Annotated in this window: 15 protein-coding genes; 9 read left to right on the forward strand and 6 right to left on the reverse strand. The window is 28.8% G+C overall.

Features of this window, described 5'->3' with window-relative positions; translation table 11 throughout:
- Positions 1-2: 2 nt before the first annotated feature.
- Positions 3-266, forward strand: a complete 264-nt coding sequence (locus RRF68_RS06115) for a hypothetical protein (RefSeq protein ID WP_315945316.1) — start codon at positions 3-5, stop codon at positions 264-266.
- Positions 267-355: 89 nt separating this feature from the next.
- On the opposite strand, the gene prfA is transcribed toward RRF68_RS06115, so the two are convergent.
- A complete protein-coding gene (prfA, locus tag RRF68_RS06120) occupies positions 356-1432 on the reverse strand; it encodes a peptide chain release factor 1 (protein WP_218771254.1) in 1077 nt (358 codons plus the stop codon).
- 376 nt (positions 1433-1808) lie between these two features.
- Here prfA and RRF68_RS06125 point away from each other — a divergent pair, with 376 nt between their 5' ends.
- From RRF68_RS06125 to RRF68_RS06135, 3 genes are all read left to right on the forward strand, one after another.
- Entirely contained in the window at positions 1809-2465 is a 657-nt protein-coding gene (locus RRF68_RS06125) for an ATP-binding cassette domain-containing protein (protein WP_315945317.1), read from the forward strand.
- A gap of 12 nt (positions 2466-2477) precedes the next feature.
- Positions 2478-2903: a hypothetical protein gene (locus tag RRF68_RS06130; protein WP_315945318.1), complete on the forward strand. Its 426-nt coding sequence runs from the start codon at positions 2478-2480 to the stop codon at positions 2901-2903.
- A gap of 97 nt (positions 2904-3000) precedes the next feature.
- The gene (locus tag RRF68_RS06135; RefSeq protein WP_315945319.1) at positions 3001-4161 is read left to right on the forward strand and encodes a DUF3095 family protein; all 1161 of its coding nucleotides are present in this window, start codon (positions 3001-3003) and stop codon (positions 4159-4161) included.
- Here the strand turns inward: RRF68_RS06135 and RRF68_RS06140 are convergent.
- Complete coding sequence (locus RRF68_RS06140; protein ID WP_255554351.1) at positions 4147-5010, reverse strand: winged helix-turn-helix domain-containing protein; 864 nt, start codon at positions 5008-5010, stop codon at positions 4147-4149. The two genes, RRF68_RS06135 and RRF68_RS06140, sit on opposite strands and share 15 nt — an antisense overlap.
- Before the next feature lie 158 nt (positions 5011-5168).
- On the opposite strand from RRF68_RS06140, the gene RRF68_RS06145 reads away from it, so the two are divergent.
- Positions 5169-5747: a hypothetical protein gene (locus RRF68_RS06145; RefSeq protein WP_275315160.1), complete on the forward strand. Its 579-nt coding sequence runs from the start codon at positions 5169-5171 to the stop codon at positions 5745-5747.
- Positions 5748-5802: 55 nt separating this feature from the next.
- On the forward strand, positions 5803-6384 hold the full coding sequence (locus RRF68_RS06150) for a hypothetical protein (protein WP_315945320.1): 582 nt from the start codon (positions 5803-5805) through the stop codon (positions 6382-6384).
- 55 nt (positions 6385-6439) lie between these two features.
- Here the strand turns inward: RRF68_RS06150 and RRF68_RS06155 are convergent, their stop codons facing one another.
- Positions 6440-7618 (reverse strand): AIR synthase related protein, encoded by a 1179-nt coding sequence (locus RRF68_RS06155; protein ID WP_315945321.1) that lies wholly within the window; start codon positions 7616-7618, stop codon positions 6440-6442.
- A gap of 2283 nt (positions 7619-9901) precedes the next feature.
- A complete protein-coding gene (locus RRF68_RS06160; RefSeq protein ID WP_315945322.1) occupies positions 9902-10078 on the reverse strand; it encodes a hypothetical protein in 177 nt (58 codons plus the stop codon).
- Between the two features lie 1829 nt (positions 10079-11907).
- On the opposite strand from RRF68_RS06160, the gene RRF68_RS06165 reads away from it, so the two are divergent.
- Together RRF68_RS06165 and RRF68_RS06170 are read left to right on the forward strand one after the other, a co-directional pair.
- A complete protein-coding gene (locus tag RRF68_RS06165) occupies positions 11908-12249 on the forward strand; it encodes a hypothetical protein (protein ID WP_315945323.1) in 342 nt (113 codons plus the stop codon).
- 721 nt (positions 12250-12970) lie between these two features.
- Positions 12971-13135: a hypothetical protein gene (locus RRF68_RS06170; protein WP_315945324.1), complete on the forward strand. Its 165-nt coding sequence runs from the start codon at positions 12971-12973 to the stop codon at positions 13133-13135.
- A gap of 643 nt (positions 13136-13778) precedes the next feature.
- Here the strand turns inward: RRF68_RS06170 and RRF68_RS06175 are convergent.
- Positions 13779-15962, reverse strand: a complete 2184-nt coding sequence (locus tag RRF68_RS06175) for a glutamine synthetase III (protein WP_315945325.1) — start codon at positions 15960-15962, stop codon at positions 13779-13781.
- A 188-nt stretch (positions 15963-16150) separates the two neighbouring features.
- On the opposite strand from RRF68_RS06175, the gene RRF68_RS06180 reads away from it, so the two are divergent.
- Positions 16151-17176, forward strand: a complete 1026-nt coding sequence (locus RRF68_RS06180) for a glutamine synthetase beta-grasp domain-containing protein (protein ID WP_315945326.1) — start codon at positions 16151-16153, stop codon at positions 17174-17176.
- A 224-nt stretch (positions 17177-17400) separates the two neighbouring features.
- Here RRF68_RS06180 and RRF68_RS06185 read toward each other — a convergent pair whose 3' ends face one another.
- Positions 17401-18339: a calcium/sodium antiporter gene (locus RRF68_RS06185; RefSeq protein WP_218771269.1), complete on the reverse strand. Its 939-nt coding sequence runs from the start codon at positions 18337-18339 to the stop codon at positions 17401-17403.
- Positions 18340-18514 lie beyond the last annotated feature (175 nt).

Below are 18514 nucleotides of genomic sequence, written 5' to 3' on the forward strand. Positions count from 1 at the left end.
GGATGAAAAGAGTTATTGTAAGCTACGAAAAACTAACAGCTAGTATTTTAGATTTGTTAATTGAAGAATATCCTAACGGATACGATCACAGTGATATTATTTCGTTTAAAAATGCCAAAAACGAGACTATTAAAGCTGTAGAGGTTAAAACAGACGACACTTTATATTTAGTCAAAATCAGCTCTAAACTAGAGCAAACAATGGAAGATTATGCTGACGATGAAGATTCTTTTGATGAGATTAATTTCGACGAAGAATTTGAGTAGTACCTATTAAATATCTTTTTTTTACAATACTAAAAAAGCAACCAATTTGGTTGCTTTTTTTATTCTTTATAGTATTAAACAGAAAATGCTTAAATAGATTCTCCTAACTCTTTTAGTTTAGAGGTATTTTCTGCCATCATTAACTCATCAATAATTTTTTGGATATCTCCATTTATAATATTCGATAAATCATATAATGTCAATCCGATTCTGTGGTCTGTCATACGACCTTGTGGAAAGTTATACGTTCTAATCTTAGCAGATCTATCTCCAGAAGTAACCATCGTACCTCTTTTTAAAGCATCCTCGGCATTTTTCTTAGCCAATTCCATTTCGTATAAACGAGAACGTAATACTTTAAAAGCCTTTTCTTTATTTTTATGCTGCGATTTCTGATCTTGACATTGCGCTACTAAACCAGTAGGAATGTGCGTTAATCGTACTGCCGAATAAGTTGTGTTTACCGACTGACCTCCTGGACCTGAAGAACAGAAAAAATCGATTCTTACTTCTTTTGGGTTTATCTCTACATCAAACTCTTCTGCTTCAGGAAAAACCATACAAGTAGCTGCCGACGTATGCACGCGACCCTGAGTTTCTGTTTGCGGCACACGTTGCACACGGTGTACACCTGCTTCAAACTTTAACGTTCCGTAAACATCATCTCCAGAAACTTCAAACTGAATTTCTTTAAATCCTCCGTTAGTTCCTTCAGAATAATCTACTGTACTTACTTTCCACCCTCTACCTTCACAGTATTTAGTATACATTCTAAATAATTCACCAGCAAAAATACTGGCTTCATCACCACCTGCACCAGCTCTCAATTCTACAACGGCATTTTTGGCATCTTCTGGATCTTTAGGTATTAACATGAATTTAATTTCATCTTCTAAAACCGGAATACGCTTCTTTGCCTCATCCATTTCCATTTTAGCCATCTCAGTCATTTCTGCATCACTTCCATCTGCAATAATTTCCTTAGCCTCTTCAATTGAATCAGTTAGACTTTTATATTCATTACCTTTTTCTACAACCTTACCTAAATCTTTATATTCTTTGCTTAATTTAGCGTAACGCTTTTGATCCATTATAATATCTGGTTGGATAATTAAATCCGAAACCTCATCATAACGTTGTTTTATAATTCTAATTTTATCTAACATCTTCTAACTTTTCTGGTTTGCGAATTTACGTTTTTTATCGGAATTATTTTTAAAATTCAATTAACTATATTTGATTTAAAACTGATTCATCAATAATGAAAACATTGCAGCTTTATTTTCTTTTTTATAAAACTAAGTTTTTCCTTCCCTTAGCGCTTACTCTTTTTGTGGTACTTAAGTTCAAAATGATGCCATTGGCTGTACTTACCTTATTTATAGCTTCTTTATTAGTTTGGTTTTATCAGAATTTTATTAATGATCGAAAAAAAGAAAAACTATATTTTTATTACAATATGGGTATTACTGAACTTAAATTATATGCTTTCGTTTTTTTCATCAACCTTATTATTACCATAACACTAAACATTTGCATGAAATGGATTGTTTAGAAATTGATAATATTGAACTAAATTTTGGCGCTACCGAAATTTTAAAAGCCATTTACTTTAATGCCAAAAAAGGAAAAATTACAGGTATTTTAGGAAGCAACGGATCCGGAAAAACATCTTTATTAAGAATTATCTTTGGCGAACTGCTACCAAAAAGCAAACTACTTAGAATAGATAGCAAACCTATTTTAACGCCACTTTACAAAAAAGGGATTGTTAAATATTTACCACAGTTTCATATCATACCTAATACTATTTCTTTGCAAGAAGGTTTTAAATTTTTCAATGCTTCTTTTACTGATTTCTTAACTGATTTCCCTCTTTTTGAATCTCAGAAACAGCATCGTTTCTCTAAGTTTTCTGGAGGAGAAAAAAGATTGATAGAAACGTACATCATTCTAAAATCTGATGCAAAAATTGTACTATTTGATGAACCTTTTTCTCATTTAGCACCGCTTTATATTAAAAAACTAAAAGAAGTACTAGAGATTGAAAAACAGCATAAAATAATTATTATTACCGATCATTTATATAAAGATATTTTAGATATTTCCGACACCCTGTATTTACTAAAAGATGGTTGGAGTAGATTATTAAAATCTCCCGAAGAATTAATTCAATACAACTATATAAACGCCTTATAAAAATCTAAATTTATGAAAAACTACTTCCTTTTACTCTTTGCTATTGCATTATTTTCTTGTAAAAAAGCACAAAAACCACAACCTAATTGGCTCGTTGGTAAATGGGAACGTGTAAATGAAAAACCGGGCAAAAGCACCTTCGATTTTTGGAACAAAGATTTAACAGCGATTGGCTTTACTTTAAAAGAATCGGATACTATTTTTAAAGAAATAATGAGCATCGTAACTATTAAGGACACTTTACATTTAAAAGTTGAAGGTGTAAACGAAAAACCTACTTTATTTAAGTTTACCCAACAAACTGACACTTCTTTTGTCTGTGAAAATAAAGAGAATGAGTTTCCTAAAAAGATTTACTATTTTTTAGACAATCAGCAATTAAAATGTAAAATATCTAATGAGGAATTTTCTGTAGATTTTGTTTTTAACAAACAATAAGAAAATAGCTACCTTTAAATAAAATTCACCTTTTATAATCTCTTTTTTTTAAAAAATATACTAAAATAATATATAAACAAAGCTATAATATGTACTAATGGCAGAAAACATCAAATACTACAATAATTTAAAAAAATATGAAGATACTCTTGTTAACCTTCTAACTGATGAATCGTGTTTTTCTGACATACCAAAAACCTGGTATGTGGTAGTGGTTGATATTGAAAATTCTACAAAAGCTGTTAACGAAGGAAAGCACCACCAGGTAAACTTAACGGCTACCGGAGCAATTATCTCTGTTTTAAATACCATTAGAAAAGAGAAAAAAAATATTGAAATACCTTATTTTTTTGGCGGCGACGGAGCTACTTTTATTATACCTAAAACTATCTTAAAACCTATTTTAATCATCTTAGAAAACTATAGCCTTCATATTAAAAGAAATACGAACCTAACACTTAGGGTTGGTCATATTTCTGTTAATAAACTAACTTCTGAAAAACATAATTTAAAGATTGCAAAACATCAACTAACAAATCAACTAACTATTCCGGTTGTACTAGGAAACAGTTTAAAGAAAGCTGAAGAATATATTAAAAAAACTTTCGAAGAAAAAAATGCTATCAGTTTTAATGAAAACCTTTTAAATTTAGAAGGCATGGAGTGTAGATGGAAACAAATAAAACCGAATCAAAACAAACAAAAGGTTATCTGTTTACTACTAGATTCTATAACTGAAATTAATCAAAGAGAAGTTTACAGAAACGTGCTTGCTAAAATGGATTTAAGTTTTGGTTCTTTTAAAGACAGACAACCTATAGTGGCGACTAATTTAAAGTTAAACTTTAATATTTCTAAAATATGGAAAGAAATGAAAATTAGTTTAGCTGATAAAAGTTTAGCCTATTTATTAAAAAAATGGACTTCTACTCTTATAGGTAAATTTTACTTGAACCTTTCTGATGATGGGAAACAATATTTAAAGCAAATTGGTCAATTATCACATACTTTTATGTTAGACGGTATGATAAACACTATTTTTATTGCTGATGAAGACAAAATTAAACCTTTTATAAAGTATTTAGACGAACTAGAAAGAGATAAAAAAATTATATATGGTATTCATATAACCCATGCTTCTGTTATGTCATGCTATGTATTAGATAGAAAAACAAAACACTCTCATTTTGTAGATGGCACCGAAGGTGGTTATACCTCTGCTGCTAAAATGTTTAAAATAAAACTAAAAAACCTCTAACTTATAACCAACACCATGCACATTGGTTAATTTAATAGAACTGTCTTCTTTTAATTTTTTTCGTAATTTAGATATATACGTATCTAAGCTTCTACCCACAAAAACACCGTTATCTTCCCATACTTTTTTAGTAAGATCTTCTCGTTTTATAATTTGATTTGGGCTTGCCACAAAGATTGCAAGAATTTCACATTCTTTTTTAGAAAGACTTATTTCTGTTGCTTTTTTTACCAATTTATTTTGTGTTGGGTAAAACTGAAAGCTTCCTATTTTAGTATACTCTTTAATATTTTCGCTTGTATTAACAACTTCCTTTTTTCCAGAAAATAGTATATGAATTATAAAAACGATTACCAAAAGAAGTAATCCAATTAAAAAGAAATTACTATGCCAAAAAGAAATTTCATACGCAAAAAACACTACCTGAATAACATAACATCCTTTAGGTAAAACACGTTCTCTGCAAGGTATTATTGTACTCTTTTTTAAAGCGCTGTTTTGATAACTATAACTTACTTCACTATTTAAACATCGCAATACTTCTACCCTATAATCATTTGGTAATTTTACTTTACTAAAACTAGTATTTATAAAAGTAACTAAATTGTCTGGCTCAAAAGAAAACTTCTTTTGAAAAGACAATTCATACTTATTATTTTCTAATTCGATAATTGGTAAAACTAAAGATGTTGAATCTTTATCAGAAAGCAATAATTGATTACCTACATCTCGCAAAGAAACCTTTACTCTTTCTGTAAAATCTTTACTACTATTTGTAGTAGAAAAAAACCATCCTAAAAGGAGAAAAAAAGCAAAGCCGCAATATATATAAATTTTGTTCTTGTTCATAATCCTGGTAAATAACATACATTTTTATGACTTTTTACAACCATTCACACTTCTTTTACATTTTTTTGACACTCTTAGCAATTGCTAACCTTACTTTTATCATGTTCTTAATATAATAGTGAATTTCTATTCAATAGTAATTTTTAAATCTCTATAAAATGAAAAATACAATAATATGTTGTTGTCTAATTCTTACAATAAGCTGTAAAAAACAAAGTGTTAATCCAGTAAATTTAATAGTCGCCAACAATGTAGCAACTCAATATACAACTACACAAACTCCTTTAAACTATTTTGATAGCCAAAAAAGAAAAAATTCTGAGCCTTACAAATTAAAATTAGCTTCAAAAAAATTACAAAATAATGAATATGACTTATCAATCTCAATGGAATTATTTGATAATGCTCATTTTATATCTCCGAATGCTAAACGTGAATTTAAAGGAAAGTTTAAAGTAGTTTTTAACACTACTGATAAATTTAGTTTATTAGGTAAGCTTATTGAAAAACCGCTTTCTGTTGAAGAATATGATGAGCATCCGTTTACGAACGGCACAGTTAATTGGGTTAGAAAAAACACCACATATCGTCAGAAAATAAAACTAAACTCAACTAAAAACTTTCAAATAAAAGGATACATTCAATTTACTATTGAACCACGATGTACTTTAGAAAAAATATCATTTATCATAAAACAAGTAAATGGTAAAATGAGTGTAGAATTATTTGGTTGTTAATTTAGACATACGATACATTATAACAGTTATCATATTCAATAAAAAAACTAATACTATGAATAATAAAATTATTACACTTATTACTCTACTATTTAGCATTACAACTATATTTTCTCAAAAGGATGAATTTAATTTGATTGCACTAGATTCTACCTGGGGACAAGAAGTTCTTCGTTTTCCCGCAAGACATATGAATTATATTGGTGTAGGCGATATAAGATTCCCTCCTAAAGGTTGGATAAAGCCAGAGCACACGTTTTTTTGGTCATACACATATGCTTGGAATATTAATGTAAATAGAAAAATTACCGAAGAAGAACTAACACTCGATTTAGTAAAATATTTTAATAGCTTAAATAAAGTTGATATGAATGCTACAGCTGATAAAAAGTATGCGTCTGCTAAAATAACTAGTATAAAAAAGGTCAAATCAACTACTTTTTTCAAAGGATATATTAATACTTTTGATCGTTTTGCTACCAATAAGTTAATTACTCTAAATGTTTTAATAGAAAGCAATTATTGCAAAAAAGAAAAAAAAACAGTTATTCTATTTAAGTTCTCGCCTAAAGAGTTTAATCATAAAGTATGGAAAACACTTAATGAAATAAAACTACATACTTCTGTTTTAAATTAAAACAAAAAACCTCAGCATAATAACTGAGGTTTTTAAATATGAAATACTTTTTAGTTTAATATTCAAAAGTTCCAAACTCACTATTTATAGTCAGTTTTTTAGTTTCAGAGGCTTCCACTCTACCAACAATCTGCGCATTTACATTATAGCTTTTAGAAATAGCAATAATATCTTCAGCTACCTCTGGTGATACATATAATTCCATTCTATGCCCGCAATTAAATACCTGATACATTTCTTTCCAATCTGTTTTAGATTGTTCTTGTATCAATTTAAATAAAGGCGGAATTGGAAACATATTATCTTTTATAATATGTAATTCATCAACAAAATGCAAAATTTTAGTTTGAGCGCCTCCAGAACAATGAATCATTCCGTGAACAGTATCTGTATTAAATTTTGATAAAATTTCTTTAATAATTGGCGCATACGTTCTTGTTGGCGACAATACCAATTTACCTGCATCTATAGGCGAATCCTCTACTTCATCAGTTAATTTTGCGTTACCAGAATACACGAGATCTGCAGGAACTGCTGCATCATAACTCTCAGGATATTTAGCAGCTAAATAGTTGTCAAAAACATCATGACGGGCAGATGTTAATCCGTTAGATCCCATTCCTCCATTATATTCAGTTTCGTAAGTTGCTTGTCCAAACGATTCTAAACCAACAATTACATCTCCGGCTTTAATATTTGCATTATCAATAACATCGGTACGTTTCATACGTGCTGTTACAGTAGAATCTACAATAATTGTACGAACCAAATCACCAACATCTGCAGTTTCACCTCCGGTTGAATGAATAGTTACTCCGAAACCTTTTAGATCTTCGATTAATTCTTCTGTACCATTAATAATTGCTGATAAAACTTCTCCAGGAATTTTACTTTTATTACGTCCAATAGTTGATGATAACATAATATTATCTGTAGCGCCTACACATAATAAATCATCAATATTCATAATTAGTGCATCTTGTGCAATTCCTTTCCAAACAGAAATGTCTCCTGTTTCTTTCCAATACATATATGCCAAAGATGATTTTGTTCCTGCACCATCTGCATGCATAATTAAACAATAATCATCATCATTTGTTAAATAATCTGGAACAATTTTACAGAAAGCTTTTGGAAACAAGCCTTTGTCTATATTTTTAATTGCATTGTGCACATCTTCTTTAGATGCTGATACTCCGCGCTGTGCGTAGCGTTTAGATACTTCGTTACCCATGTGTTGTGTTGTTGTTACTGCAAATTTAGTTTATCTATATTTTAAATCAATAAAAAAAGCGAACGTTTTTTAACGTTCGCTTTTTTTATTGATTTACTGTCCCATCCTGATATATTGTTATACTCAACATTATAAAATGGAATCAAACTACAGAAAGCCTACCAAAAAGGATTTATAGTTTAAATCTAAAGATTCTACAAAAGTCTGAATAAGGTCTACTAACTAAAACCAAAGCATTAAATAAGTGTGGTATTCAAGTAAACTCTAAAGTTAGAACTTGATTAAAAAAATACGGTGATTTTGATTATCAATTTTACAATTCACAAATGCATATTCCAAACACCAGCACAGCATCTTTTAGAATTAGAATAATAAGTTAGGTTGTTAGAGAAGCAAAAAGAACAGAGCTAAATATTTAGCCGTCAGAGATGGTATGAAAGTAATTATATTTGATATGATGATAGATTTTACCAATAAAGAGTTTAAGATTCTTATCAGAAAAAAACAAAAACCCAAGTTATTTTGCCTTAATAACAGACGCGTATTCTAAAAAAATCATGGAATATAAAGTGATGTCACATCATAAATTTACATTTTTAAATAAAGAAAACAAATATATCACTCTACTTTTAAACTGATAAAAACCACCTAGATTAGTTTAAATAACCTGAACCTTGTTCATCTTACCTATTTGAAATATGAATGAAGCATTGTTAACTCATTCATAAGCGCCTTTATTAACTTTATATTAATTATCATTATCAATTTAGTTTACCAAACTACAGTTTGTTTTTTAATTTCAAGCTATTTAGTCTAAAAACCTGATCAATTTATATAAATTCAGGTGACTTTATACTTTGAATATTAAAAGGAGATGTAAAGGTTTCTTTTTTTATTCTTCTTATCTAAAGTTTGTTTACCTATACTATTTTTCTTTTCATCGATACTTAAACACCAATAATCTAATTTTTAAAAATTAGTAATCTCCTTAAATTATCTTTATTGTGTAGTTTAAAATTTGATTTTCGTTTTATAGTTAAATTTTCTTTTGAAGGGTTATTTGACAATAAAATTTATTTCCCCTTTTTGTTTTTATGACTCCTCCCCAGGGGTCATTTTTTTATTTAAAATCTACTGTTATTTAATACTTTCTTTTAATTGTTATATAGTTATTTTTTTCAACAACTCCCATAGATGCTCTCTTGTAAATTCCTCTTTTATGAAAGTTGTTTTTTGATAAACTAAAATACGATACCAATTAGACGGAATATGAATTTCGAAAACCAATTAAAATCTATTTTTTTAAATTTTGATACTATATGAACTGTTGCACTCTATACTTTGAATCATAATTTGATACTTAAAACCTTTATTTAAAATTATTTTACTACAGTTTATTTATCCTTACTTTTTAATTTTTTTAATCAATACTTTAATACTATTTATCTCACATTCAAAAACTAGCCTCTCTTACTAAATTATCTTTATGGCATAGTTTAAGTTTGAATTAATTATCTTGAATGGGATTTATCAGAAAGGACGGCTTCTTTTCTTTTCCTCTTTATTTGTGACTTATTATAAATAACCGTGTCTCAATAGTGTAAAAGTTATTTTATCCCTTTTTAACAATTACCTCTAAATTTTGAAAAAAATAATTAAATTAAAATTTATAAGTCATTGATTTTCCCCTTAAAATATTAATCCCCAGTTTTGTTTTTATGGCTCCTCCCGCAGGAGCTTTTTTTGTTTTAAAACCTACAGGTTTATTAATACTCATTTACTCAAGTCTTGGATATAAAAAAACAACACCTTGTGGGAGTTGCTTTGTGCTAAGTAATATTTTGTATGTAATAGCTTTTTAGTTAATCCTTAATTATATTATTAATTATTTTTATCAATTCTAAATCATAATCATACTTTTCTAATATTTTCTTTATAAAATTAGTTTGAGGTTCAAGTTGAATTTTATAATAGTTTTTTATTAATGTATTCAACTTTTCTAAATTTTGATTGCTCAAGGTGAGAATAAATTATGTCAAACTCTACTATTAAAAATTTCCATTGAGAATAAATTGGGAGATTTATTAAAATTATTATCTTTAAAATCTTCCGAATCTTTGTATTCAAATATTACATTAACAAAATCTATTAATGCTGTTTTACCTGTATTTTACCTTTCTTTATTTCTCTGTAATCCTCTTTAAGGGATTTAAATAGATCAAGTGCTATTTGAAAATTTCTATCATATTTTTGATTGTCAATTTCATTCTCAAGTAATCTGGATTATGTTTCATTAGCTTTTATTTGTTCTTTAAAAGAAATGTAAACTAATACTGCTCCTATTAAATTTATTATTGACGCTGTTATTCCTCCAATTGTATCTCCAATCTGTCCTGTTTCACTAAAATTAAAATTTTTTAAAATAAATGGTCTTGTAAAAACATAAGTACTTGTAAACAATATAACGCCAATTACAAAAACATATTATTTAAATTTTTGAAGTTTTTTTCTCTTTTAAGATATAAGTATATTCTTTTCACTTACCACAATTATGTCAATGAACTTTTTATTTTTAAAGGTTCTGAAAACCTACAGTTTAAATTCTCTTACGTGCTCAATACTTCCTTTAGCTTGTGGCAACCCCTTCTTTCATATAGCTAATTATTTATTCCCTATTTTTTCTATTAGGGACGTTAATTAATTCCTGTGCCAATGCTATTATGTTGCTTGTAGGAGAAAGTTTGTTTCTAATATCTGCTAATAAATTTTCGTTCCCCATAAACTACAGTTATTATAGTTTGTAAGTTTTATTAACCTTTTCATCTAATGTTTAATTCTATATAAATTCGGGGGACTTTATATTTGAGTATTAAAGGGAATCAGTAATGATTCATTTTCTTTTTTATTTCTAAAAACATTTACTTACTTCTAGTACCATCCAAATTAAAAAACTAGCACTTCTAACATAGTCAAGCCCTTTTACGAAGAGTTTTTCTTCTTATAAAACCTACAGTTTGTTGTGTTAATTCAACTCTATTATTCGGTTATGATAAAAGAAAATGTTTTTTTTTCTAAATGTATTTTAAAGCAACCTCTGAAATGAACCAATAAAGACCTAAGAGTAAAATGCATTGCCCCATATTTTCTCTCTCCTTTTCTAAAACTATCGGGTTCATCTTTTTTTAAGTTTAGAAGGTTATTTGCGGTTTTAGCAAAAATAAACCTACCATAAATATCTAATTTGAATAAAAGTATTCTGTGACTAATAGATGATTCTACACTTTTTATTCGTCTTACTATGATTGTAGCCCCTTCAATTGTTACTCTAAATTTATTTTAAAATTACGACAATTAAAGAAAATACTTCAATAACATTTATGTGATCTTTATTAAAGTACTTAGTTACCTTATATCTTGTTGTTAAATATACTTTACGCAATTTAGCTGAAGTAAGTTATTGAATTCAAATACATAATCGTCTCCATTTAGTTTTTTACATTTTGGAAATTCTTCTTCAAAATATTCTTCTAATACTTATCTAACTGTTATATTGTTTATAATAGTTTCTACAGTTTTAATTCTACTTTGTTGACTGAAGTACCCACTGTTTGCTTATCCTTATTCTTTGTTTTTTTATCGACACTTAAATACCATTTATCTAATTTTTAAAAATTCAACCATCTTCTTAAATTATATTTAATGCATAGTTTAAAATTTGATTTTTCGTTTATATAGTTTAGTTGGTTATTTGATTTAAAAAGAAGCATTACTTTGATGGAATGCTTCTTTTCCTTTTTACTACAATTATTTTGATATTCTGTTAAGTCTATAAACATTTATAGGATATCTTCCTAAATCTTTTGTTGTGTTTGTTTTTAATTTCATATCTCTTTTATTACTGTTTTTAATCATATTTTAGTTCTAATTTAAGTACTCCAGACAACTGTGCATAAAACGCCTTTTCATTCTTTGGTTGACTGGAATACCTACAATTATTTTAATATTCGTTTTCTAAAATTTTTGACAATAAAAATGAGCTTCAATTTGAAGATCTTGTGGTAAATTTCATTCAACTATTTATTATTTAATGATAGGTATTACTACACTTGTACCTAAAAACCTGAACCTTATTAAATTCTCTCAAAATTACAGTCACTAATTCCTCAATTTTATAACGTAATTAGAAAAATATAATGCTTAATTGAATAGCTATTATCCTTTTTTTTTATTAAAGGTGGAATCCGAAAAACCTAATTTAAATAGAGTAGGTCATTTTAAATTATATAAATATGAAACAACTATCAATTTATCCATTAAGTTTATCTATTAGTAAAACCAATACAACTGTACCTCAGGCAACATTAGTCTTTTCAGCAGAAAAAAGAATAAGCGAAAACACAATCACCGTAACTATTACTAATGGTGAAACTGTCTATAAATTTACATCTAAAGATTTAAATAAACATATATCAGTAGGAACAATTACAAATGGATCTGGATACTTTAAATTAATTGAAGATAAAAATTTAAATGTATACGTTATCACATTTAGTGGATATGTTGTAAACGCTACCAAGGGAACAGTTAATAATGCAATAGTAGCATATATTACAGGGAAATTACCTAGTTAGAGCCATATAATCTATACATAACTTTTAGAGTATTATTAAGTTTAAATTTATCGAAGGGACTTTTATTTTTTTATTTATAAATAGCGGATATAATTATCATATTTTTTATAACTTAAATAAATAATCTTTATAAAAATATTTTTACTTAGTACAATTACGTCTATGATCTTCTTTCAGCTTTAAAGCGTCAGAAAATCTACTGTTTTTATAATTTAATATTTATAATTTCGCTTTATTTTTATTACGATTTTTTCTTCTCTAACTAAATTTAACAACTTAAGACTTACATTATGTTGAAAAAAAATTAAAATTTGGTGCTATTCTAAATAAATCAGAACAAAAAAATTAATGGAAGTAATCGTCCTGGCAGCCTACAAAGATGTTATAACATAAGCTTACATTGTTGGACTACTTCTAATCTGGCTCAAAACAATTCATCTTTTGGAGAAACCTATGCTACTAGCTGTCAATACCATTATGCATCTGGTTACTGTATCTAAAACTAAGCGAACTTAGGTTCGCTTTTTTATATCTCTCATTCTGCAGTTAAAATTCTATTAATTTTTATTTAAGGCATATATTTAGCTGTTTCTTATTTTATGTTTTCCTACTTTAATTAACCCTTAGTTTTTCCCATTTCATCTAAAGTTTATTTGTGTTTATCTAAAAAAATTATAATTATTAATGTCACAAACTACATTGCAGAATAAATAACATAATTATGAAATCTAAACCGACATTAGTAAGACTTATTAAAGTATTAGGTAATAAATACATTCTTAAATTCCCAATACTTAAACTTAAAACAACTGTTGATAAAGACTATTACACTAATATATCAAACAAACCAAATGAATATAAATTCCTTGTATATCCTTACAACTAAACAAACCAGAAACATATCTACAAGTTTTTAATTATCAATTAACTTCTACCACTTACCTACATAAAAATGTAGTTAAGCTAAAGAAACACATACAAGTTTATTTAAACCAGATATTTACAAAACACTAACAATTAAAACACATAATCATGGCTTTACAAATCTCAAATAAAAAAGGAATTTCTCACTTAAAAGGTAAATTAATTGTTCGACGATTAAATCTTTTATTACTCATTTTGAAAACTATATTTCAAGAAATAAAAAAACAATTATAAACATCGACAAAATTAAAGAGATTGATTCTGATGGCCTTAATGGTATAAAAAAATTGATGAAAATTGCTCTTAGAAACAAAAATATTTTTTTCACTGTAGGCCTTGGAGCTACAGACATTTATGATCATTTTGATATAGCATAATTATTCTAATGTTTTAATAGCTTATCTATACTTATTTTCTGATCATAGATTCACTTCTATTACAAAGGGTAACTAACTAATAAACAGTAGTTTTTTTTTTATAAAAAAGCAATAAAAACAAGTAAAATAAAGGGCGTAGCTTTCTTTTCTACTTTCTATAAAATTAAAAAAAGGGTGAAAACACCCTTGTTGTGCAAAGGAATTCCTTTTGTAAAAAAAGAGTTTTTCTTACTTCGTAAATAACAATTCTCTATACTTTGTTAAAGGCCATAAATTATCATCAACCATAAGCTCTAGCTTATCGCAATGATAACGAATCTCAGCAAAAAAAGGTTTTACTTTATCGCAATAACTATCTGCATTTTCTTGACCAATGAGTTTGTTTGATTTTTTGCGTTCTTCGGTCATTTTTTCAATTTTCGAGTTAATTTCCGCTATATGAATCGATATTGTTTTAATTAAATCAATCTGTTCTTTAGCATATTGCTCAAACCCTTTTCCGAAAATTTCCTTTAACCCTTTTACATTTTCTATCAATGTATTTTGATATTGAATTGCAGTAGGAATTACATGGTTTCTTGCAATATCTCCTAAAACCCTACTTTCTATTTGAATGCGCTTAGCATATTCTTCTAATTCAATTTCGTGACGAGCAGCTACCTCTACTTTATTCATCACATTCATTTCTATAAAAAGTGCTATTGCTTTTTTAGAAGCTTTAGCTTTCAAAGCTTGAGGAGTCGTTTTATTATTACTTAAACCTCTTCTTAAAGCTTCTTTTTCCCATGCTTCACCATAACCATCACCTTCAAACCTAATTTTCTTTGAAGCTTTAATATACTCTCGCAGCACATTAAAAACAGCCTCATCTTTTTTCAACTTTTTAGTATCTATCAAGTCATCAACCTCTATTTTAAATTCTTTTAACTGTTTCGCTATAATCGTATTTAAAACTGTCATTGGCCCAGCACAATTAGACCAAGAACCAACAGCTCGTAGTTCGAATTTATTTCCAGTGAAAGCAAAAGGAGATGTTCTATTTCTATCTGTATTATCTAATAATATTTCAGGAATTTTACCTACGATATTTAACTTCAAGTCTGTTTTTTCTTGTGGTGACAGCTTTCCTTTTGTAACATTTTCTAACTCATCTAAAACTTCAGACAATTGCGAACCTATAAATACAGATATAATTGCTGGCGGAGCTTCATTTGCCCCTAATCGATGATCATTACTCGCACTTGCAATTGAAGCCCTTATTAATTCTTCGTAATCATGAACTGCTTTTATAGTGTTTACAAAAAAGGTTAAAAATTGTAAATTTTTCATTGGTGTTTTACCAGGACTCAATAAATTAATTCCGGTATTTGTTGCCAAAGACCAATTATTATGCTTACCCGAACCATTAATTCCTTTAAATGGTTTTTCGTGAAATAGTACTTTAAATTGATGACGTTGCGATACTTTTTCCATCACATCCATTAATAACGAATTATGATCTACTGCTAAATTTGCTTCTTCGAAAATTGGTGCTAATTCAAATTGGTTCGGAGCAACTTCATTATGGCGTGTTTTTACAGGGATTCCTAACAACATACATTCCTGCTCCAAATCACGCATAAAACTCATCACTCTATCAGGAATAGACCCGAAATAATGATCATCTAATTGTTGTCCTTTTGCAGGTGAATGTCCTAACAAAGTTCTACCTGTCATCATTAAATCAGGACGCGCAGACATTAAAGCTGTATCTATTAAAAAATATTCTTGCTCCCAGCCCAAAGTAGCATTTACTTTAGATACATTTTTATCGAAATACTTACAAACCGCCGTTGCAGCTATATCCACAGCCTGTAAAGCCCTAAGCAAGGGAGCTTTATTATCTAAAGCTTCACCTGTATACGCTACAAAAACAGTTGGAATACATAATGTTGTACCATATATAAATGCGGGCGATGTTGGGTCCCAAGCTGTATAACCACGGGCCTCAAATGTATTTCTAATTCCGCCATGCGGAAAACTAGACGCGTCTGGTTCTTGCTGCACTAATTGCTCTCCATCAAAACGCTCCATTGCACCACCTCCTTCAATGGTGTCAAAAAAAGCATCGTGCTTTTCAGCTGTAGCACCCGTTAACGGCTGAAACCAATGTGTATAATGTGTTGCTCCTTTAGACAACGCCCAATCTTTCATACTGACCGCTATTTGATCGGCAACTTTTCTATCTATTTTACTTCCAAATTCAATTGCGTCCTTAACACTCTTATAAGCATCTCTAGTCATATACTGACGCATGGCTTGCTCATTAAAAACATTTTTCCCGAACAATTCAGAGCGACGTCCTTTTTCTTCTATAAAAACTGGTTTTCTATGTAAAGTTTCTTTTAAAGCGCTAAATCTTAAAGTTGACATTATATATGGTGTAAAATTCGATATCAAAAATACAAAATATAATCTATTTTAAATAATACCCCCTAAAAAATAGGGTCAAAATTAAATTAAAGTTAATTTTTAAAGTTTTACCCCCGTAAATTTTAATATTAAATATAAAATATTCATTTTTGCATTGAATTTGATTATAAACACATTCCGATATTATCATGGCAAAAATTAAGTTAGAGTACATTTGGTTAGACGGTTATAAACCAACACAAAACCTAAGAAGCAAAACAAAAGTTGAAGAACACGATAATTTTCAAGGAACAATTGAAGAGATAGGAAATTGGTCTTTTGATGGATCTTCTACAAAACAAGCTTCTGGTGGAGCATCAGATTGCTTACTGGTTCCTGTGGCAATTTATCCAGATCCTGCAAGAGTTAACGGTTATTTAGTTATGACAGAAGTTATGAATGCAGATGGTACGCCGCACGAAACTAACGGAAGAGCTACTATTGATGATAATGATAATGATTTTTGGTTTGGATTTGAGCAAGAGTATTTTATTATGGATACCGCAACTCAACTACCTTTAGGGTTTCCTATAGGCGGTTACCCAGGACCACAAGGAATGTATTATTGTTCTGTAGGCGGAAAAAATACACATGGTAGAGATTTCGTTGAAGAACATGCTGATTTATGTATTGAAGCAGGTTTAAATTTTGAAGGAATTAACCAAGAGGTTGCTTCAGGACAATGGGAATACCAATTATTCGCACAAGGAGCAAAAAAAGCGGGTGATGAAATTTGGATCTCTAGATATTTACTAGATAGATTAACAGAAAAATATGGTTACTACATAGAATACCACCCTAAACCTGTAAAAGGAGACTGGAATGGTTCTGGAATGCATGCCAATTTTTCTAATGAAGTATTAAGAACTTGTGGTTCTCAAGAAATATATGAAACTATTTGTGAAGCATTTAGACCTGTAACTAAAGAACACATTGCTGTTTACGGAGCTTACAATGACGAACGTTTAACAGGTTTACACGAAACAGCTTCTATAACAGACTTTAGTTTTGGTGTTTCAGATAGAGGAGCATCAATACGTATACCAATAATTACGGTAGAAAAAGGCTGGAAAGGATGGCTAGAAGACAGAAGACCTGCTTCTAACGGTGATCCTTATAAAATTGCAGCGAGAATTATTAAAACAGTAAAACCAGTAAGCGAACAATTCAAATAAATAATTTCCATAACAACACACACTAACAACAACTAAAAAGCCTTTAAATTAATTTAAAGGCTTTTCTGTTTTATATAATTAAACAGTATCTGTTATGTATTCTAATTTGAATAATTTCTGATAAAGAACCACATCGAAAACTATTCTAAACTAAAGGTTAAGTAATAAATTTTACTCACTCAATTGATAAAGTTTTATCAAAAATAAAAAACAGCTTTATAATTCTATTTAAAAGCTAAATAGATAAAAGAAACATATCCTATTAGCAGCACAAAACCTTTGATTCTTCCTATTTCATTTTTTTTATAAAAATAAGCCATCGGTAATAAAACAAAAGCGAAACCTAACATCCAGAATATATCTTTACTTAATATTTGTGGCTCGGTTACTTTTATAGTTGTTATCATAGAAGTTAAACCCAATACAGAAGCAATATTAAAAATATTAGACCCTAACAAGTTCCCTAATGATATTGCCTTTTCACCTCTTATTGCCGCTATTACTGAAGCTGCTAATTCCGGAACACTAGTTCCGATAGCAATCATCGTTACAGATATTACCCCTTCACTAATTCCTTGATTTCTTGCCAATGTTTTTGCGCCATCTACCAATAACTCAGAACCAAAATACAATGCCAATCCACCGATTAACAACCAAATGATTATTTTAAAATAACTTACCGCCGCCAGTGCATCATCTACCTCTTCACTGCTTTGATCTGATTTTGCATTTTTTATTAAATAAACTAAAAACAACGCTAAACCAATCAATAAAACACCACCTTCAATAGCATTTAAATCATTGTTATAGCTCAACATTCCCCAAAGAGCTAGAGAAAACAACATCATCACTGGCCAATTTATTTTATAAAAATCTTTACTTATTGCAATAGGACCAATTAACGCTGTTATACCTAAAACCATTCCGATATTAGCAATATTAGATCCAATAACATTGTTTATGGCAATTGCCGGAGAACCATCTAAAGCTGCCTGCAAACTAACTAATAGTTCTGGTGCTGAAGTTGCAAAAGAAACCACCGTCATACCAATTACCATTTTAGAGATATTCAATTTAAAAGATAATCCCACAGAAGAACGAACTAAAAACTCCCCTCCAAAAACCAACAAAATCAATCCTATTATTATATATACAACACTCATGTAATATTATTATTTTTTGCGAAGATACTGCTTTGATTTCAAAAATTACAACCTTCAAATACATCAAAAAATACCTTCACCTAATTTTTAAAACAACACTTTTTATTTAGTTTTCAATAATCAAACAACTAAAAAAAGCTGCTATTTAAACACTTTTTGCTTTAGTTTTAAGTAT

It is taken from the genome of Tenacibaculum sp. HL-MS23 (genome assembly GCF_032463465.1).
GTDB lineage: Bacteria > Bacteroidota > Bacteroidia > Flavobacteriales > Flavobacteriaceae > Polaribacter > Polaribacter bernardetii.